This is a genomic window from Enterobacter sp. MG-EB028, assembly GCF_056673305.1.
Genome location: NZ_CP195079.1, coordinates 4,003,880 through 4,021,901 on the forward strand (window position 1 = coordinate 4,003,880; position 18,022 = coordinate 4,021,901).

12 protein-coding genes and 1 tRNA gene are annotated in these 18,022 nt (G+C 55.9%); 7 read left to right on the forward strand and 6 right to left on the reverse strand.

Going from position 1 to position 18,022, the window contains the following annotated elements; all coding sequences use genetic code 11:
* Window positions 1–12: 12 nt before the first annotated feature.
* Both ACR42C_RS18935 and ACR42C_RS18940 read right to left on the reverse strand, forming a co-directional pair.
* A complete protein-coding gene (locus ACR42C_RS18935; RefSeq protein WP_116341988.1) occupies window positions 13–876 on the reverse strand; it encodes a fumarylacetoacetate hydrolase family protein in 864 nt (287 codons plus the stop codon).
* A 17-nt stretch (window positions 877–893) separates the two neighbouring features.
* Window positions 894–2,255 carry a 2-hydroxycarboxylate transporter family protein gene (locus ACR42C_RS18940; protein WP_479984440.1) on the reverse strand — a complete coding sequence of 454 codons (1,362 nt, stop codon included), beginning with the start codon at window positions 2,253–2,255 and terminating at the stop codon, window positions 894–896.
* Window positions 2,256–2,600: 345 nt separating this feature from the next.
* Between ACR42C_RS18940 and ACR42C_RS18945 the strand changes: the two genes are divergently transcribed.
* Both ACR42C_RS18945 and ACR42C_RS18950 read left to right on the forward strand, forming a co-directional pair.
* Entirely contained in the window at window positions 2,601–4,226 is a 1,626-nt protein-coding gene (locus ACR42C_RS18945; protein WP_479984441.1) for an ATP-binding protein, read from the forward strand.
* The gene (locus ACR42C_RS18950) at window positions 4,216–4,908 is read left to right on the forward strand and encodes a response regulator (protein WP_163329660.1); all 693 of its coding nucleotides are present in this window, start codon (window positions 4,216–4,218) and stop codon (window positions 4,906–4,908) included. The genes ACR42C_RS18945 and ACR42C_RS18950 overlap by 11 nt, the downstream gene beginning before the upstream one ends.
* 107 nt (window positions 4,909–5,015) lie before the next feature.
* On the opposite strand, the gene ACR42C_RS18955 is transcribed toward ACR42C_RS18950, so the two are convergent.
* A complete protein-coding gene (locus ACR42C_RS18955; RefSeq protein ID WP_320719860.1) occupies window positions 5,016–7,151 on the reverse strand; it encodes an ornithine decarboxylase in 2,136 nt (711 codons plus the stop codon).
* Window positions 7,152–7,332: 181 nt separating this feature from the next.
* On the opposite strand from ACR42C_RS18955, the gene ACR42C_RS18960 reads away from it, so the two are divergent.
* Together ACR42C_RS18960 and ACR42C_RS18965 are read left to right on the forward strand one after the other, a co-directional pair.
* On the forward strand, window positions 7,333–8,046 hold the full coding sequence (locus tag ACR42C_RS18960) for a DUF554 domain-containing protein (protein ID WP_116341998.1): 714 nt from the start codon (window positions 7,333–7,335) through the stop codon (window positions 8,044–8,046).
* A 95-nt stretch (window positions 8,047–8,141) separates the two neighbouring features.
* Window positions 8,142–8,217, forward strand: a tRNA-Phe gene (locus tag ACR42C_RS18965).
* A gap of 76 nt (window positions 8,218–8,293) precedes the next feature.
* On the opposite strand, the gene ACR42C_RS18970 is transcribed toward ACR42C_RS18965, so the two are convergent.
* A complete protein-coding gene (locus ACR42C_RS18970) occupies window positions 8,294–10,078 on the reverse strand; it encodes a hybrid sensor histidine kinase/response regulator (protein ID WP_316379950.1) in 1,785 nt (594 codons plus the stop codon).
* Window positions 10,075–10,707: a LuxR C-terminal-related transcriptional regulator gene (locus ACR42C_RS18975; RefSeq protein WP_316379949.1), complete on the reverse strand. Its 633-nt coding sequence runs from the start codon at window positions 10,705–10,707 to the stop codon at window positions 10,075–10,077. Before ACR42C_RS18975 ends, ACR42C_RS18970 begins: the two co-directional genes overlap by 4 nt.
* A gap of 175 nt (window positions 10,708–10,882) precedes the next feature.
* On the opposite strand from ACR42C_RS18975, the gene ACR42C_RS18980 reads away from it, so the two are divergent.
* The gene (locus tag ACR42C_RS18980) at window positions 10,883–11,197 is read left to right on the forward strand and encodes a lipoprotein (RefSeq protein ID WP_028014394.1); all 315 of its coding nucleotides are present in this window, start codon (window positions 10,883–10,885) and stop codon (window positions 11,195–11,197) included.
* A gap of 116 nt (window positions 11,198–11,313) precedes the next feature.
* Window positions 11,314–14,316, forward strand: coding sequence for an autotransporter outer membrane beta-barrel domain-containing protein (locus tag ACR42C_RS18985; protein ID WP_479984442.1), 3,003 nt, complete (start codon window positions 11,314–11,316; stop codon window positions 14,314–14,316).
* Window positions 14,317–14,377: 61 nt separating this feature from the next.
* Here the strand turns inward: ACR42C_RS18985 and ACR42C_RS18990 are convergent, their stop codons facing one another.
* Complete coding sequence (locus tag ACR42C_RS18990; protein ID WP_116342006.1) at window positions 14,378–14,905, reverse strand: helix-turn-helix domain-containing protein; 528 nt, start codon at window positions 14,903–14,905, stop codon at window positions 14,378–14,380.
* Between the two features lie 673 nt (window positions 14,906–15,578).
* Between ACR42C_RS18990 and pgaA the strand changes: the two genes are divergently transcribed.
* Window positions 15,579–18,017: a poly-beta-1,6 N-acetyl-D-glucosamine export porin PgaA gene (pgaA, locus tag ACR42C_RS18995; RefSeq protein WP_479984443.1), complete on the forward strand. Its 2,439-nt coding sequence runs from the start codon at window positions 15,579–15,581 to the stop codon at window positions 18,015–18,017.
* Window positions 18,018–18,022: the final 5 nt, after the last annotated feature.

Sequence of the window (18,022 nt, forward strand, 5' to 3'; positions counted from 1 at the left end):
CTGCCGCCTTAATTAATGTGCTGCCGCAAGCCCGACGGCTGGCGCTTCCACAATCACGTTGCTCAGATGACCGATATGCTCGATCTCCACCTCAATGCGATCGCCCTCTTTCATAAACAGCGGCGGGTTACGCTTTTTACCCACGCCGCCAGGGGAGCCGGTGATGATCACATCACCCGGGCTTAAGCGGGTAAAGGTGCTGATGTACTCGATCAGCTCTGCCACCTTGTGGATCATGCTGCTGGTGTTGTCCTCCTGCACCATGCGGCCGTTCAGCCAGGTGCGGATCGCCAGCTGATGCGGATCCGGGATCTCATCCGCCGTCGCCATCCACGGGCCAAACGCGCCGGTCTGACGCCAGTTTTTACCGGCGGTAAACCAGGTGTGCTGCCAGTCGCGGGCGGAGCCGTCCATATAGCAGCTGTAGCCCGCCACGTGGCGCAGGGCGTCGTCGCGGCTGATGTTCTCCCCGCCTTTGCCGATGATCACCGCCAGCTCGCCTTCGTAGTCGAATTCACTGGAGTGTCGCGGCTTCAGCACCGGCTCGTTGTGGCCGGTCTGTGAATCCGGGAAGCGGACAAACAGCGTCGGGGCCGGGTTATGCTGGTCAAACTCCTTGCGCTTGTCGGCGTAGTTCATGCCCACGCAGAGGATCTTTTCCGGCTGCACAATCACCGGTAAGAAGGTGATGGCGCTCAGCGGCACGTCCACCACATCGTTCAGGTAACGGGTGGCCTGCGCCAGCCCGTTGCCCTGCAGCAGCGCCTTGAGGTCGCTGTAGCGGTCGCCCAGACGGCGGCCCAAATCAATCACGCCGTCGGCCTGGACGATGCCGTAGCTGCGTTTTCCCTGGTATAAAAAGCTTGCGAGTTTCATTGTTCTTTCCTGAAAACTTAAACGAGGAAGTTGCCCAGAATCAGCAGAGAGATGGAGACGTTAATCGCCCCGCCGATACGGGTAGCAATCTGGGCGAAGGGCATCAGGCTCATGCGGTTGCCTGCGGTCAGGATCGCCACGTCGCCGGTACCGCCCTGGCCGCTCTGGCAGCACGAGACGATGGCGACATCAATCGGGTGCATACCAATCTTTTTGCCGACGAAGAAGCCGGTCGCCACCAGCGCGGAGACGGTGCTGATAATCACCAGCAGGTTGGTCAGCGTGAAGGCGGCCACCAGTTCATGCCATGGGGTGATGGCCACGCCGACGGCGAAGAGGATTGGGTAGGTCACGGAGGTCTGGAAGAATTTGTACACCACCTGAGAGCCTTCCAGCAGGCGCGGAGAGGCGCCGTTGCAGAGCTTCACCAGTACCGCCATAAACAGCATGCCGACCGGGGCTGGCAGGCCAATCAGCTTGTGGCCGAGCATCCCCAGCATGTAGAGCAGCACCGCCAGCAGCGCGCCGGAGGCGATGGTGGTGACGTCCGCTTTGCCGGAAAACGCAGGCTGAGAGACGGTGGCATCGGCATTCGCGCGGTTAGGCATCAGCTGGCCTTCACCGGTCAGGTGCGGGTAGCGCTTACCAAGCTGGTTCAGACAGCCGGAGATAATGATTGCCGTCAGACCGCCAAGCATCACCATCGGCAGCACGCGGCCCAGCGCCACGCCCTGGTCCATGTGCAGCAGGGTGGCGTAGCCGATGGAGAGCGGGATCGCCCCTTCCCCGACACCGCCCGCCATAATCGGCAGAATGATAAAGAAGAAGATCTGGAACGGCTCAAGGCCCAGCGCCAGGCCGACGCCCATCCCCACCAGCATGCCGACGATCTCGCCACACAGCATCGGGAAGAAGATGCGCAGGAAGCCCTGAATCAGCACCGTGCGGTTCATGCTCATGATGCTGCCGACGATAATGCAGCAGATGTAGAGATAGAGAATGTTGGTGGATTTGTAGAACCTGGTGGTGGACTCGACCACCACGTCCGGCAGCAGGCCGTAATGGACCAGCGCGGAAGGGATAAAGGTGGCGCAAATCGCCGCCGCACCGAGCTTGCCGACAATCGGCAGGCGTTTGCCAAACTCGCCGCAGGCAAAGCCGAAGAAGGCCAGCGTTGCCACCATCACCACGATATCGCTCGGCAGTTTTCCGCCCAGGCAGTCAATCGCAATCAGCGCGCCCGCCAGAACGAACAGCGGCAGAGGAATAATCCCAATTTTCCAGGTATCCATAATATGCCACCAGCGCTCCTTGAGCGAAGGCCGCTGAATTTCAATCGGGTCGTGGGTAACAGAGAAGGAATCGTCAGTTGTGCTCATAATAAGCCCCTTAGTTATTTTGTCCGTTCAGCTTAGAGTCACAAAGGCTTACTTTATGTGAGGGATGGCATATTAAAAGCGAAGTTTTAATGGCAGCTATGGTTTTAATGGTTTCTTTTATTTAATGTGATTTATGCCTTATTTATTAGCGTGGTTTTTATGGTTTCTTTTCTGAATTGAACAAGCAAATAACATTTAACTTAGCGGCATGAAGTACATAAGCCTTCAGGATAAATCATTTACAGCCCCTGCTGTGCAAGGGATCACAAGTTTCCCGTAAAGCGGGCATCCGCATGAAAAAAGATGATATATTGACGATCTTTGCCGCCACCTTGCGTGATAGTTATGAAAGTCTCTTTCCAGATTAAGCTGTTTATTTCGCTGGTTGCCTTTTTCTCAGTGCTTTTTGCGCTGCTGGGCGGATATTATTATGCCGATGTAGGAAAGCAGCTTTATCAGGAAATGAGCGCGCGCGCTAAAATACAGGCAGAAGAGATTGCACTTATTCCGTCATTGCGCAATGAAGTTGAACAAAAAGATATCAACGCTATCCATGATTTTATGCAGAAAATTGCTGCCCACAGCGACGCCAGCTTTATTGTCATTGGCGATAATACGGGACGGCATCTTTTTCATTCCGTTTTTGCCGACAGGGTGGGCACGACGCTGGTTGGCGGCGACAATGAAGCCGTGCTGCAGGGGAAGAGCACGACAACCATTCGTAAAGGCGGGCTGGGCATTTCGTTGCGCAGTAAAGCCCCCATCTTCAACGACGCCGGGCAGGTGGTTGGCATTGTCTCGGTAGGCTATCTCACCAGCTACCTGGATACCATTACCGTCAGTAAAGTGGTCAATATCCTCATTGCTGCCGTGCTGCTGCTGATCGCTCTCTTTATCTTCTCCTGGTTCTTTACCCGCAGCATTAAGAAGCAGATCTTCTCCCTGGAGCCGCGCGAGATCGGTCTGCTGGTGCGCCAGCAGAAGGCGCTGATGGAATCCATCTACGAAGGCGTGATCGCTATTGATAACGAACGGCGGATAGAGGTGATCAACCAGGCGGCGCGCAAGCTGCTGGGCCTGAGCCAGCCGGCGCGCGAGCTGCGCGGGCAGCTGATAAGCCAGGTGATCGATCCGGTCCCGTTCTTCGACACGCAGACGATGCTGGCGAAAGATACCCATGACGAAATTTGCCGCTTTAACGATCTCACGGTCATTGCCAGCCGGGTACACATTATGCTTGAGGGATCGCTGCAGGGCTGGGTGATCACCTTCCGCGATCGCAACGAGATCGACTCGCTAAGCGCCCAGCTCAGCCAGGTGAAACGCTACGTCGATAACCTGCGCATCATGCGTCATGAGCAGTTAAACCGGATGACCACCCTGTCCGGCCTGCTGCATATGGGCCGCTATGAAGAGGCGATTGGCTACATTCAGGCGCAGTCGGAGCATGCTCAGGAGCTGCTGGACTTTATCTCTTCGCGCTTCAGCTCCCCCACCCTGTGCGGCCTGCTGCTGGGCAAAGCCGCCCGCGCGCGGGAGAAAGGCGTCGAGCTGAGTTTCGACCCGGCCTGTCGGCTGGACAAACCGTTCCTGCCGCTGGGGGAACAAGAGCTGATTTCGATTATTGGCAACCTGCTGGATAACGCCATCGAAGCGACGCAGCGGTCGCCGCTTCCCCATGCACCGGTGGAGGTACTGATAAAACTCAGCGAACAAGAGCTCATTATTGAAGTCGCCGACCAGGGCGTTGGCATTACACCGGCGATCCGTGACCGAATCTTTGAACGCGGCATCACCACCAAAACGCGCGGCGATCACGGGATTGGGCTGTATCTGATCGAAAGCTACGTGACGCAGGCTGGCGGCACAATAGAAGTTGCCGATAACACGCCGCGCGGTGCCATTTTCTCACTGTTTATCCCGGCCATGGGAACCGCCCGGCAACTGGAAGATACCGACTATGCAACATGAACTTATCGACGTACTGATTGTTGAAGACGAGAACGAACTGGCACAGCTGCACGCGGAGCTGATAAGCAAACATCCGCGCCTGAGGCTGGTCGGGATTGCCTCGTCGCTGGCCGATGCGCAGGTTCAGCTTGAGAGTAAACAGCCGCAGTTGATGCTGCTTGATAACTATCTGCCGGACGGCAAAGGCATCACCCTTATCAGCAACCCGATGCTGGCCCGCGCCAACTGCTCGGTGATTTTCATCACCGCCGCCAGCGATATGGACACCTGCAGCCAGGCGATTCGCAACGGCGCGTTCGACTATATCCTCAAGCCGGTCTCCTGGAAGCGGCTCAGCCAGTCGCTGGAGCGGTTTGTGCAGTTTGCCGAACAGCAGCGGGTCTGGAAGATTGTCGACCAGCAAAACGTCGATTCTCTGTATCAGCTACAGGCGAAAAACTACCGTCTGGACAACGGCAGCAAAGGCATTGAGGAAAATACGCTGGCGCGGGTGCAGGCGCTGTTTAACGACAAGGCTACCCACTGCTTTTCGGTAGATGAAGTGGTGAGCGAAACGGGGTTAAGTAAAACTACCACCCGACGCTATCTGGAACACTGCGTGGAGGCGGGTTTTCTGACGGTGGAGATGCTGTACGGCAAGATTGGGCACCCGAGGAGGATGTACAAGCGTAGTGCGGTTTGATGAAACCCTACCCCTCACCCCGGCCCTCTCCCCAGAGGGGAGAGGGTGAAAAGACGGCTCCGTACCATCCCCTCTCCCCTTTGGGGAGAGGGTTAGGGTGAGGGGGCCTACTTCAATACATACCCATACAGCCGCTTGATCCCGTCGGCATCCTTCTCGCTGTACACGCCCTGCAATTCCGGCGAGAAGCCCGGCAGCAGGTTGATGCCCTCCTCCAGCGCCAGGAAGTAACGCTGTACCGCTCCGCCCCAGACCTCACCCGGCACCACGCACAGTACGCCTGGCGGATAGGGCAGCGCCCCTTCAGCAGCAATGCGCCCTGCTGCATCCCGAATGCGAACCAGCTCCACCTCGCCGCGAATATAGGCCCGGTTTGCATCCTGCGGGTTCATTACCACCTCAGGCAGGCTCTCCTTGCGGAACATCGCCTTCTGCAGATCTTTCACGTCAAAGCTGACGTAGAGATCGTGCATCTCCTGGCACAGCTGGCGAAGGGTGTAATCCCGGTAGCGAACCGGGTATTTCTGGAAGATCGTCGGCAGCACGTCCGCCAGCGGCGTGTCGTCTTCAATATGCTGTTCAAACTGGCCCAGCATCGCCACCAGCTGCGCCAGCTTCTCGCTGCTTTCGGCAGGCGTCAGCAGGAACAGGATCGAGTTGAGGTCGCACTTCTCCGGCACGATGCCGTTTTCGCGCAGGTAGTGCGCCAGAATCGTCGCCGGGATCCCGAAATCAGTGTACTCCCCGGTTTCAGCATCAATGCCCGGCGTGGTCAGCAGCAGTTTGCAAGGGTCGACAAAGTACTGCTCGCGGGCATAGCCCTCAAACCCGTGCCATTTGGCCCCCGGCTCGAAGCTGAAGAAGCGAAGCTCACTGGCGATAGCGTGAGTCGGATGATCCTGCCACGGCCGCCCCGCCACCACCGGCGGGATAAACGGTTTGATCATATGACAGTTGGCAATGATCGCCTTGCGCGCCTCAATGCCCAGCTCAACGCACTCCGCCCACAGCCTGCGTCCACTCTCCCCTTCGTGGATTTTGGCGTTCACGTCGAGCGCAGCGAACAGCGGATAAAACGGGCTGGTGGAGGCATGCAGCATAAAGGCATTGTTCAGCCGCTTGTGCGGGCAGAAGCGCGCCTGGCCGCGAATGTGGTTATCCTTTTTATGGATCTGTGACGTTTGCGAGAACCCGGCCTGCTGTTTGTGCACCGACTGTGTCACGAAAATACCCGGATCGTTCTCGTTCAGCTCCAGCAAGAGCGGGGACGTTTCCGCCATCATCGGAATAAACTGCTCGTAACCTACCCAGGCGGAGTCAAAGAGAATGTAGTCACACAGATGGCCGATCTTGTCGATCACCTGACGAGCGTTGTAGATCGTCCCATCGTAGGTGCCAAGCTGAATGATCGCCAGGCGGAATGGACGCGCCTCGTTGGCCTTCTCCGGCGCAGCCTCGCGGATCAGGTCCCGAAGATACGCGTCATCAAAGCAGTGCTCGTCAATCCCGCCGATAAAGCCAAACGGATTGCGTGCCGCTTCCAGATAAACCGGCGTCGCGCCCGCCTGAATCAGCGCGCCGTGGTGGTTAGACTTATGGTTATTGCGGTCGAACAGCACCAGGTCGCCGCGGGTCAGCAGCGCGTTGGTCACCACCTTGTTGGCCGCCGACGTGCCGTTTAGCACAAAGTAGGTTTTGTCCGCGTTGAACACTTTCGCCGCGAACTTTTGCGCGTGCTTGGCGGAGCCTTCGTGGATCAGCAGATCGCCCAGCTTCACATCGGCGTTGCACATGTCGGCGCGAAACACGTTCTCACCGAAGAAATCATAGAACTGTCGCCCTGCCGGGTGTTTTTTGAAAAATGCCCCGTGCTGGTGGCCCGGACAGGCGAAGGTGCTGTTGCCCATCTCAACATACTGGCTCAGGGTGTCAAAAAAGGGCGGCAGCAGATCCTCTTCGTAACGGCAGGCAGCACTCTCCAGTTCCAGGAACTCCTGAGCTTTACCCGAGATGATCGCGGTGGCGCCGTCAGGTACGTCCGTTGGCTCCTGCGAAAAAATAAACACCGGTAAATGAAAGCCCGTGCGTTTCAGCAGTGCAAGAATGCCGCTGCGACTCTCAGCTGAAGTAATGACGACGGCCGCCACATCGGTAAAATCGGTGCTGTCCAGCGTCACCTTTTCACGGTGCGTAGAGACGGCGGAGACCAGCTCGCGGCTGACGGCAATTTTCATGGTTTTCATAGGCGCAGTTACCCTCACCGGGCGGTGAGACAGGGAGGAGAAAATTCGCGCAATAATGTCACCTTTTATTTTGAGGTGCAAGAAGGAATCAGTATGCACGAAACCACCCAAAGCTAAGGCCCGCGAAGCCCTGACGTGTCATAATAATGCAATATCAATGAGTAAATAACAGGAGTTAACCGTGGTTATCGGGCCATTTATTAACGCCGGAGCCGTATTGCTGGGCGGCGTACTGGGCGCAGTGTTGAGTCAGCGGCTGCCGGAGCGTATCCGCTCATCCATGCCCTCGATATTCGGCCTGGCATCCTTAGGCATCGGCATCCTTTTAGTGATCAAATGTGCCAACCTGCCCGTCATGGTGCTGGCCACCCTGCTCGGCGCGCTGATTGGCGAGTTTTGCTATCTGGAAAAAGGCATCAATAATGCGGTAGGCAAAGCCAAAAACCTGATAGCCCGACCGGGCAAGGCGAAGCACGGCACGCACGAGTCGTTTATTCAGAACTACGTCGCCATCATTATTCTGTTTTGTGCCAGCGGCACCGGGATTTTCGGTTCGATGCAGGAAGGGATGACGGGCGACCCAAGCATATTAATTGCGAAGGCGTTTCTTGATTTCTTCACCGCCACCATTTTCGCCACTACGCTCGGCATTGCCGTGGCGGCGATTTGCGTCCCGATGCTGCTAATCCAGCTAGCGCTTGCCACCTGCGCCACCTTGATTCTCCCGCTGACCACACCGGCGATGATGGCGGACTTCACCGCCGTCGGCGGTCTGCTGCTGCTGGCAACCGGGCTGCGCATCTGCGGGATCAAGATGTTTGCGGTGGTGAATATGCTGCCCGCCCTGCTGCTCGCCATGCCGCTTTCCGCGCTTTGGACGCACTTTTTCGCTTAAGAGTACGGCGAAATGGCGAGAGATTGCGCAGTCTGTAACGAAAACAACATTTTTCGTTGACGGCAACGGGCAGATCGGGTTTAATGCGCCCCGTTGCCCGGATAGCTCAGTCGGTAGAGCAGGGGATTGAAAATCCCCGTGTCCTTGGTTCGATTCCGAGTCCGGGCACCAAATTCATATTAACGGACCTCCACGGAGGTCCGTTTTTGCATTCTAAGCCCGCCAGAATCAACACTTCTAAATTCCCTTAACGACACCCGGACCACTGCGTCAGTAGCGCATACAATTTAGCCGGCTCCAGAGGCTTGCGCAGCACCAGGTACCCTTCCTGCTCCGCCGCCAGCAGAACCGGCGAGTTAAATTCGCCGCTAACCATCGCGCCGCTCATGTCCGGCAGACGTTCAAAAAGCGCTTTCAGGATGTCGAAGCCGCTTTCGCCGGATCGCAGACGCTGATCGCACAGCACGGCGAACGGCGTGAAGCCGTCGTCGATTATGGCGAACGCTTCTTCAGCGGAGGCCGCACAGCGCACGTTGATCCCCCAGATGCGCATCAGGCTCTCCCAGGCAGACGTCACCAGCGGGTCGTCATCGACGACCAGGCAGGAACCGCGCAGCGGCGCATAGCGTACCTGCGCGGCGGTGCTGTCATCGGCGGGCGGGATGTCCGGCGCGATCTCTTCTCCAGAATATTGAGTGAAGCGCATCCAGAAGCGTGAGCCTTTACCTTCAATAGATTGCATCCCGTACTTTACCTTCATCAGTTTTGCACAGCGGGCAACCACGGCCAGACCCAGCCCGTGTCCGGCGCTGTCGATCTTCCAGGCCAGCTCGGGGCGGTAGTAGGGAGAGAAGATTTTACCTTTCTCGTCATCGGCGATACCGACCCCCGTGTCCCACACCTCCACCAGACACTCGTCACCGCGCGGTCGGATGGCGACCAGCACGCCGCCCTGCTGCGTGTAGCGAAGGGCGTTTTGAATCAGGTTAATCAGCGATTGTCGCACCAGCAGCGGATCGCCCATCACGTGGATGCGGCGTTTGGGCCGACGGGTGGACAGCCTGAGTGCGCGGCTGTTGGCCTCTTCGCGAAACAGCGTGATCACCGAGTCGAGCAGAGCGCCGATGTCCACTCTGGAAGGTGCAGTGAGCACGTTCCCGGATTCAATCTTGCTGAGGTCGAGCAGAGAATTGAACATCAAATGCACCGAGCGAACGCTCTGCTGCAGGTCAAGCAGTTGGGGCGTCAGGCTGTCGTCGCGGTTTCGGTGGATAATCGCTTCGATCAGAAAGCCCATGGCGTGTACCGGCTGACGCAGATCGTGGCTGGCGGTCGTCAGGAACTGATTCTTATCCAGCAGCGCCTGCTCCGCTTCCTCTTTAGCCTGACGAAACTGTTCTGCCAGGCGTGAGCTTTTTTCCTCAAGCAGCGCTTGCTGAATGAAGAACGCGTGCGACGTTAACGCATGGCGGTAAATGGCGAAGCCGTAAAGCAGGTTCAGCATCAGCACAATGAACATCAGATCGTCCAGCCGCCAGATGATGCCGAGGTTCAGTACCCCCCAGGAGGCGAAGAAAAAGCACGTAAAGGTGCTGATGACCGGCGTCAGATGCGTCGCATTGGCGGCGACGATGGCGGCAATACTGATATTAAGTAGCAGGAAAAAGTCAAAGTTCTGCGTCTGCGGCGTAATTAAATAGAGAGATGAAATCCCCAGCCCGTGAATAAAAGCAATCTTATTTATGCGCGGAAGCCAGCGGCGCAGGACGTCCGCTTCATCATGCTCTTTCACTTCGCGCCGGTAGCGTCGGTGCAATATTCGGATTGCCACGGCACATAGCAGGTAAATAATTATCCAGGTAATGGTTGGGGCAAGTTCATCGCCCAGCAAATTAATCCAGATGGCGAAAGGAATACCGACAAATGGCACCGCGCTGAAGCTGAACACCAGCCGCATAAAGGTGTTGTTTAGTAAACGGATCTGCGCGGGAGGAGAGATGCCATCGTTCTGTAAGCTCTGGAAAAACCTCATTCTGATGATTCCCGCTTACCATGCAGAAGCGTGATGGCTTCGACCCGACTGTTAACACCTATTTTTTTCAATATATTGCTGATGTGTTCTTTTACCGTGGGCTCAGAAATTGAAAGCTGCGCGGCGATTCGCTTATTCGGCAGGCCGCGCATAATCATATTTAACACGTCTATTTGTCGCGGCGTTAAGTTAAATTTACTTAACTTCTCATTATTCGATTCAACGGAATATTCATTTCGCTCAGGAAACCAGGTCAAATTATCTGTAAGTGCAAAAACGGCCCGTGAGAACATTTCGGGCGGTTCACTTTTCAATACGAAACCGTGCCCCCCGGCGGCGTGAACTTTCTGCCAGATGTCATTATTGTCATCCCCACTGACCACCAGAAGCCGTACCTGTGGGTAAAGTTGTTTAACTTCTTTGAGTAATTTCAACGCTGTTCCGGACGAGAGCCAAAAATCGATTACCAGCAAACGTGGCGGGCCATTATCCCTAATTTGACGGTAGCAATCCTCCTCATTCGTCACCACGTACGCCTGCTTAAATTGGCAATGTGTAATCAGAAAATTGGCGATGCCGCTTGCTACCAATGGATGGTCATCAACGACCAACGCATAATTCTGCCCCAAAGGATCCTCCTTTTACCTTCGCATATCTGAGTGTACGGATGATTTATTATCTACCCACCCTACTTTAGGAGGGTTTTATCGATTAGGAAAGGGAAATATATTATTCGCTGATTTGGGTAATTCAAAACATAAATACAATCAGTGAAATTAACTGATTGGATATAAAGGATAATTTATGAAAAAACCACTAATCTTTTTAAGCGTTACGTTGATGCTAGCCGGTTGTTCCACGCTTAAAACCGATCAGGCTATTCCACTCCTGCAGGCGGAGACCGCTAAAATGCTGGGGTTGGGCTCATCGGATGAAATAACCGTGACCAATGTTAATGGCGCCCAGCCGGATGCACTGGGAGGACAGAAACTGTCTTATCGCGCGACGACGGAGAAAGGGCGTATTTTCGATTGCTCATCGATGATGATGCCGGGGATTTTAGGATCAGCACCGACGCTGAGCGCGCCAACCTGTACACCTGTTGTCACACATAAATAATTAACGCCAAATCAAAAGGCGTACATAAATAACGCCTTTTACATTCTCTGACATATCTGAGTTTTCATATAAAAACGATTTTCCAGACATCACGCTAATGAGTACGGAGATAGCCCGTGAATAACTCTACATCGCATTCTTTAGCGGTTAAGACGCCGCTTTCCAGACTTTACCTCGCTCTATTTTCCGCGCCGCTGCTACTGCTTTCACCTGCCGATTTCGCGCGCGCAGCCGATGCATTTTTTGATGGCGACTCGCGTATTACCGAAACGCTGGGTTACACCGGAGATGTTTACGTTGGACGTAATCAACCCGGAAACCTGCTGATCGATAATGGCAAAATCACCGCCTATAACATCAACATCGGCCGGCTGTTCGACGGCCAAATTTATGAAAGCGTGGTCACGGTCCGTGGGCCAAACGCCGAGCTTAACGCGGTGAACGATCAGTATGTCCTGCGCGGCGACCTGAATCTTGGCCTCGGCACCCTGCGAGTCGAAGAGGGTGCGTTGGCCAGCGCAAAAGAGATTGTTGTCGGCACTACCCGCGGCTACGACAGCCACCTTATCGCCACGGGCACCGGCTCACGCGTGACCAGTAATTTTCTTAGCGTAGGCACCGATCTGGGCGCACGCTCCACGCTGGCGGTTGAGGACGGCGCGGCGCTCAGTACCGCCTACGATGCGCGCATCGGCAACGGTACCGGGCCGGGTGAAACCGACACGCTGAGCCCGAAAGCCACCGTCACGGGGAGCGGCTCACAGTGGAATGTTGGCCGTACGTTAACGCTTTATGGCGACCTGGACGTGCTGAACGGCGGTGCGGTTAACGTTGGCAGCGTGCAGGTGGCGGGCGTCTCCGGGGCAGGTAAAACCGCCGAGCTGGTTATTGCGGGCAAAGACTCGCGCTTTACCAGCGGCAGCAGCGTGAGCGTGGGCGATTACGGCAATGGCGTGCTGTCTGTGATTGACGGCGGTTCATTTTCCGCTGGCAGCAATGCGCTGATCGTGGGAACTTCGGGTTCCGGTTCGAATCGGGGTGCACTCATCATCGGCAGCCGCGGCAACATGGACACCGGCACCGGTTTAACTGAGCCAACGCTTGGCACAGCGGGCGGCGCAGGTACTCTCGATGCGAATACGGCAATCAGCCTGCGCGGCGGGCTGTTCGGCAGCTATGTCTACTTCAACCATACCGATGGAAATTACGTCTTCAGCAACAAGATGAGCGGCGAAGGTGAGGTAATCAATACCTCCGGGCAGACAACGCTGAACGGCGATCTTTCAGCCCTTCAGGCGAACGTGACCGCGCGAGGTGGTAAAGTCATTATTGCCAGCAACATCAACACTCAGCCAGAAGACGATATTTTTGATATTCAGACCCTTAGCGCCGAGAACGGCGGGACGCTGATCCTCAACGCGACGGCGGGAACCGACGTTAGCAACGGGCTGGGCTACAGCAGCGCCGCGTCAATCAAGGCCGGCGGTACGCTGGGGGGGAACGGCACGCTGGGCCAGACCGAGATCCTGTCCGGCGGGCATATTTCACCAGGGGATGGCGATATCGGCACGCTGACGCTGAAGCGTTATCTGAATTTTGTGGGTGAGTCTTTCTATGACGTCGATATCGCTGGTGATGGCCGCAGCGACCAGTTGCTGGTAGCGGGCAAAACGACCATCAGCGATCGGGCTCAAGTCCAGGTCACCGCGCTGGATCCGCAAACCAGCTACAAAACGGGCCAAAGCTACCGCATTTTAACCTCCGACGGGGGAATTGACGGTCAGTTCGCGGGGGCGATTTCCAAATCCGCCTTCCTGGACGTGGCGCTCAACCAGAGCACTAACGCCGTCGATCTGACCATCGCACAGAAAGAGACCGGCGGCGAGAATCCTGGAGGCGAAAACCCGGGGGGAGGAAACCCTGGCGGCGAGAATCCAGGCGGTGAGAACCCGGGGGGAGAAAACCCTGGCGGTGAGAATCCGGGCAGCGGCAAACCGGGGATTTTCCAGACCGTCGCCAATAGCAGCAACCAGTGGAATACCGCCGGCGCGCTCTCCACGCTGACGCAAAGCGGCCCGTCGCTGGCGCTGTACAACTCGCTGCTGGTGCTGAGCGCGCCGGAAGCGCGCGAGGCGTTCAACCAGCTGTCCGGTGAAGTTTATCCGTCAGTACAGTCCAACCTGATCGCCGGCAGCACGCAGGTGTTTAACGTGTTAAACCAGCGAATGCAGCGCGAGTTTGATAACGACAGTCTGCCGATACCACCGTTAGCGATGTCGCTGGTGCAGCAGCCGGAGCCGCAAAACAATGGCGTCTGGGGCCAGACCTTCAGCTCCTGGAGCCGAAACAGCGGCGACGGTAACGTGGGCAAGCTGGACGGTAATACCACCGGCTTTCTGCTTGGGGCCGATCGCAAGCTCGCGGACCATAACGTGCGTGTCGGCGGCTACTTCGGCTACAGCCGGGGCGATTACGACGTCGACAGCCGTCGCTCCTCAACGGATACCGACAACTACCACCTTGGCCTGTATGCCGCCGGTCAACAGGATGCGTTCTCCCTTCGCGGCGCGCTGGGCTACACCTGGCACAAGATCGAAGGCGAGCGCAATGTTGATTTCAGCGGCTTCTCGGATCGGCTGAAATCGGATTACGACGCCAACTCGCTGCTGGCGTTCACCGAAGCGGGCTACCGTTTCGGCCAGCCTGATATGAATATCGAGCCGTTCGTCAATTTATCGTACATTCGGCTGCATACCGACAGCTTCAGGGAAGACGGCGGTGCCGCCGCGCTGAGCGTGCGTAACGAAACGATGAACACCTTCTATTCCACCCTCGGTGTGCGCGGTGTGACCGAGTTGCCGAAGAACGTTAACCTCTACGGTTCGTTGGGCTGGCAGCACGCCTATGGCGATAAGAATACCTCTTCGCGCATGGCGTTTGCGGGCAGCGACGCGTTCATTACTCAGGGTCAGGCCGTGGATGAGGACGTGATGGTGGGTGATATCGGCGTGAGCGTACAGCTGTCGCGTGCTGCGACGCTGGATTTGGGTTATCAGGGGCAATATGGTGCGGATACCCGCGTCAACTCGGTTAACGCTAATCTGCGCTGGTCGTTCTGACCTATCTGCATTTAAAAAACCCGCCCTCGTGGCGGGTTTTTGCTTTTGGCTTCTGACAATGTCAGGGATCGTTCCCAACCGCGTCCAGCAGTTTATTTTTAAAGATGAACAAACACGCCTCGTTGAAGTTCTCCGCCCCCAGGCGCTCCGACAGCGCCGTTCGTTTGCGGTAAAGGCTTTTAACCGACGTGTTCAGCTCATCGGCAATCGCCTCCATCGACATCCCTGCCCTCAGCAACCGCAGCATGATTGCTTCGTGCGTGCTAAGCCGCAAGTTAAGCAGCCATTTGGTGGACAGGCGCCTGCCCTTCATATTGAGCACCAGGTTAAATAACGACGCCATATCCGGCGCTGTAAGCGACGTGTTCATAAACAACTTCATACTGAGTAGATTCTCCTCGCGATGTCGCATATCCAGCATAACGCAGCAGATCGTTTTTTTTGTTCTGGCCGGATGGCGTATCAGGTAGTCATATAAGCGGAGCGGAGAACGACTATCAATCAACACAGAATATTCATCTGCACCATTATCAAATATGTTTCTGTCAATCGAGTCGAGCAGGATAATATCCGGGAAAAATAGCCTCATCCCCCTGACAAGATAGCGATCCTGAGTCACTAACACTATTGAAGTTGCCACTAACCATCCCTTTTAGATTAAAGCAAGAACGCGCCTTCAGAAAGAAGGCCGCCTTCGTTTTATAGCGCTGTAATATTAACGACAATATGTATTCTGGCGTTGAACATCCCTCAATACAGACATTGATGAGCAAGACTTCCTGTAGACTTTCATTCAATGGCTGGCATTAATTATAAATAAAAAACAACCTCAGAAAAGACACTTCTCTGAACATTAAGAATTTTTGTCATGAAACTTCCCAAACATGCACCAGAAAGTACTTTAAATGCTACAATCAAACCGCATTTAAAATATAAAAAAATTAACCACCTTAAAAATAAAAATCAATAATATCAATTAGTTGTAATTATAAGCTCAATTCTCAATAATCACCAAAAGCATCTCATTCCAGAATTATCCCAAAACTCCCCATCAGCTTTTCACCATATTTATCCGGCAACATATCAGGTGTACATTACCTTCCACTCAGCTCACAAAGAGGAGGAACCATAATTACCTTTAAGTAAGTACCCCGTAACGTTAATGCATTCAGATTTAATGTTCTCATTTATGGCCTTTAACGAAGAGTTAAAAGGCGGCCGTGTTATGCAATGGATTCATGATAAACAAATGGCAAATAGATATGGAAAGATCGCTTCGCTTCAATACGTTATTCTTTTATCGCGTCCCAGGATTATTGTTTCTGCTATTTCTGTTTCCTGTTCTCGGTCAGGCAACGGAATCCGTTTATGAGCAACAGATTCAACAGGCGCGTAACGGTAATTACGCGCCGTTTCTCAATTACCTTCAGGGTTATCAGCAACAGCATGCTCTGACGCCTGAGCAAGTCGCGGACTGGTTACAGGTGGCTGCATGGGCTGGTCGCGATGACGAGGTGATTCAGGTCTGGCGGCGTTACGGCATTTATATGCCGCTGCCTGCTCGCGGCGTTGCTGCCGTCGCGCAATCCAGGCGAAATCAAAAAGCATGGCAGCCGGCTCTCGTGCTCTGGAAAGAGGCGCGTAGCCTTGCGCCGGATAATGACGATTATCGTATCGGCTATATTAAAACCCTGGCCGATGCCCGCATGGATACGCTCGCTCTGCATGAAGCCCGTCAGCTGGTGACGGAGGATCCCTCTCCGGCGCATCTTCAGACGCTCTCGTACGTCTGGTTACGCCAGGGAAAAAGCTGGGATCGGCTTTTAGCGGACACGCGCGCGCTGACCCTCGCGCCGGAGAATAAAGCGCTCCTCAGCGAGCTGATTGATGCGCTAACGGATAGCCGGGTGAGTACCCCCGCGCTGATGCTGTCGCAAAGGGTAACGCTGCCCCCTGCGCAGCGACGCCGTCTTGAGCTTAATGCCGCCGCCGAGTGGGTTCGGCTGGCCGATGTTCCTGGCAGAACGGAAAAGGAGCGTCTGCAGCTGGCGCAAACGGCACTGAATCGTTACGACGCCCTGCTCTCCGGCTGGCAAAACGAACCGCAGGCAGCGGAAGACGTCATCCTCGCCCGTATCGACAGGCTTGGCGCGCTGTACGCGCATGGCGATTATCCGCAGGTCATCCGTGAATATCAGGCGCTGAGGGACGCGCAGCATCCCGTGCCGGGCTGGGCCATCGGCTGGGTGATCTCCGCGTATCTGCAGGAGAAAAACGCGGCTGCCGCCTTCGCGCTTCTGCAACGCTATCCGCAATACGCCGCCGATCCGCAGGATGAGGAGCATGCGCTTTTCTACGCCTGGCTGGATACCGGGCAGTATCAGGCCGCCCACCGCTACGTTGAGCGCCAGACCCGCAACGTTCCTTGGACCCGCTACGATTTTGGGTCCCCTGTCCCTCAGCCGAACGATCGGTGGCTTACCGGGCAGTCGCTCAAATTTAACTATTTGCGCTCGACTAACGCCCTTCCGGAAGCCGAAAAGCTGGCACACCGTCTGGCGACAACGGCGCCGGGCAATCAGGGGTTGCAGATTGACTATGCCACCCTGCTTCAGGCACGGGGCCTGCCGCGTGCGGCCGAGAAAACGTTAAAAAGGGCGGAGGCGCAGGAGCCATCAAATCTGGAGCTAGAGCAGCAGCAGGCTTACGTCGCCATGGATCTGCAGGAGTGGCGACAGATGGATTTACTGGCCGACGATGTGCTTGCCCGCGCCCCCGTCGATCGCAGCGCCAGGCGTCTGGACAGACTCCGAACGGTCCACCACATGTCCGAGCTGCGCCTCAACGCGAGCAAGGGTTTGCACTCCGATAACCCCATCAGCGGGACGCACGACCTGAACCTGGACGCCACGCTCTATGGACCCCCCGTGGCGGATAGCTGGCGGCTGTTTGCCGGCACCCGCTATGCGCAGGGGAATTTCGATGAAGGCAAAGGCACCAGCCGTCACCTCCTGGGTGGCGTCCAGTGGCGTCCTCGCGACCTTCAGCTCGAAGCCGAGCTCTCCAGCAACCGCTATCACGGGGCAAACAAGCCAGGCGCTCGCCTCTCAACAACGTACTTTCTCGATGATAACTGGCAGGTCAGCGGCAGCCTTGAACGCTTATCCCGCACCACGCCCCTGCGGGCCTTACGCAACGGGATTAGCGCCAACCGGGGTGAAGGCGGGGTGCGTTGGTATCAAAACGAGCGCCGTGAGTATCAGTTCAGCGCCGCCGTCAGCCGCTTCTCCGATCATAACCGCCGGCAGGAATACACCCTTGCGGGTAAGGAGCGTCTCTGGCAGACCCCGACCCTGACGCTGGATCTCGAACCGGGGATCGCCGCCAGTAAAAACAGCCTGCGGGACACGCTCTATTACAACCCGGCGCGGGATCTGTCCGTGACGGCCGCCCTGTCCGTGGACCATGAGATGTACCGCCATTACGACACCCTCTGGAGCCAGCAGTTCGTGGCCGGAGGCGGCAGCTACTGGCAGAAAAAGCAGTCCGCTGGCGCCATCGTCCTGCTGGGCTACGGGCAACGCGTCCAGTGGAATAACGTTATTGATACCGGCGTGATGCTGAACTGGGATAAACGCCCTTATGACGGCAAACGCGAGAGCAACCTCTCCGTCACGCTTGATGCGACTTTACGCTTTTAAGGATG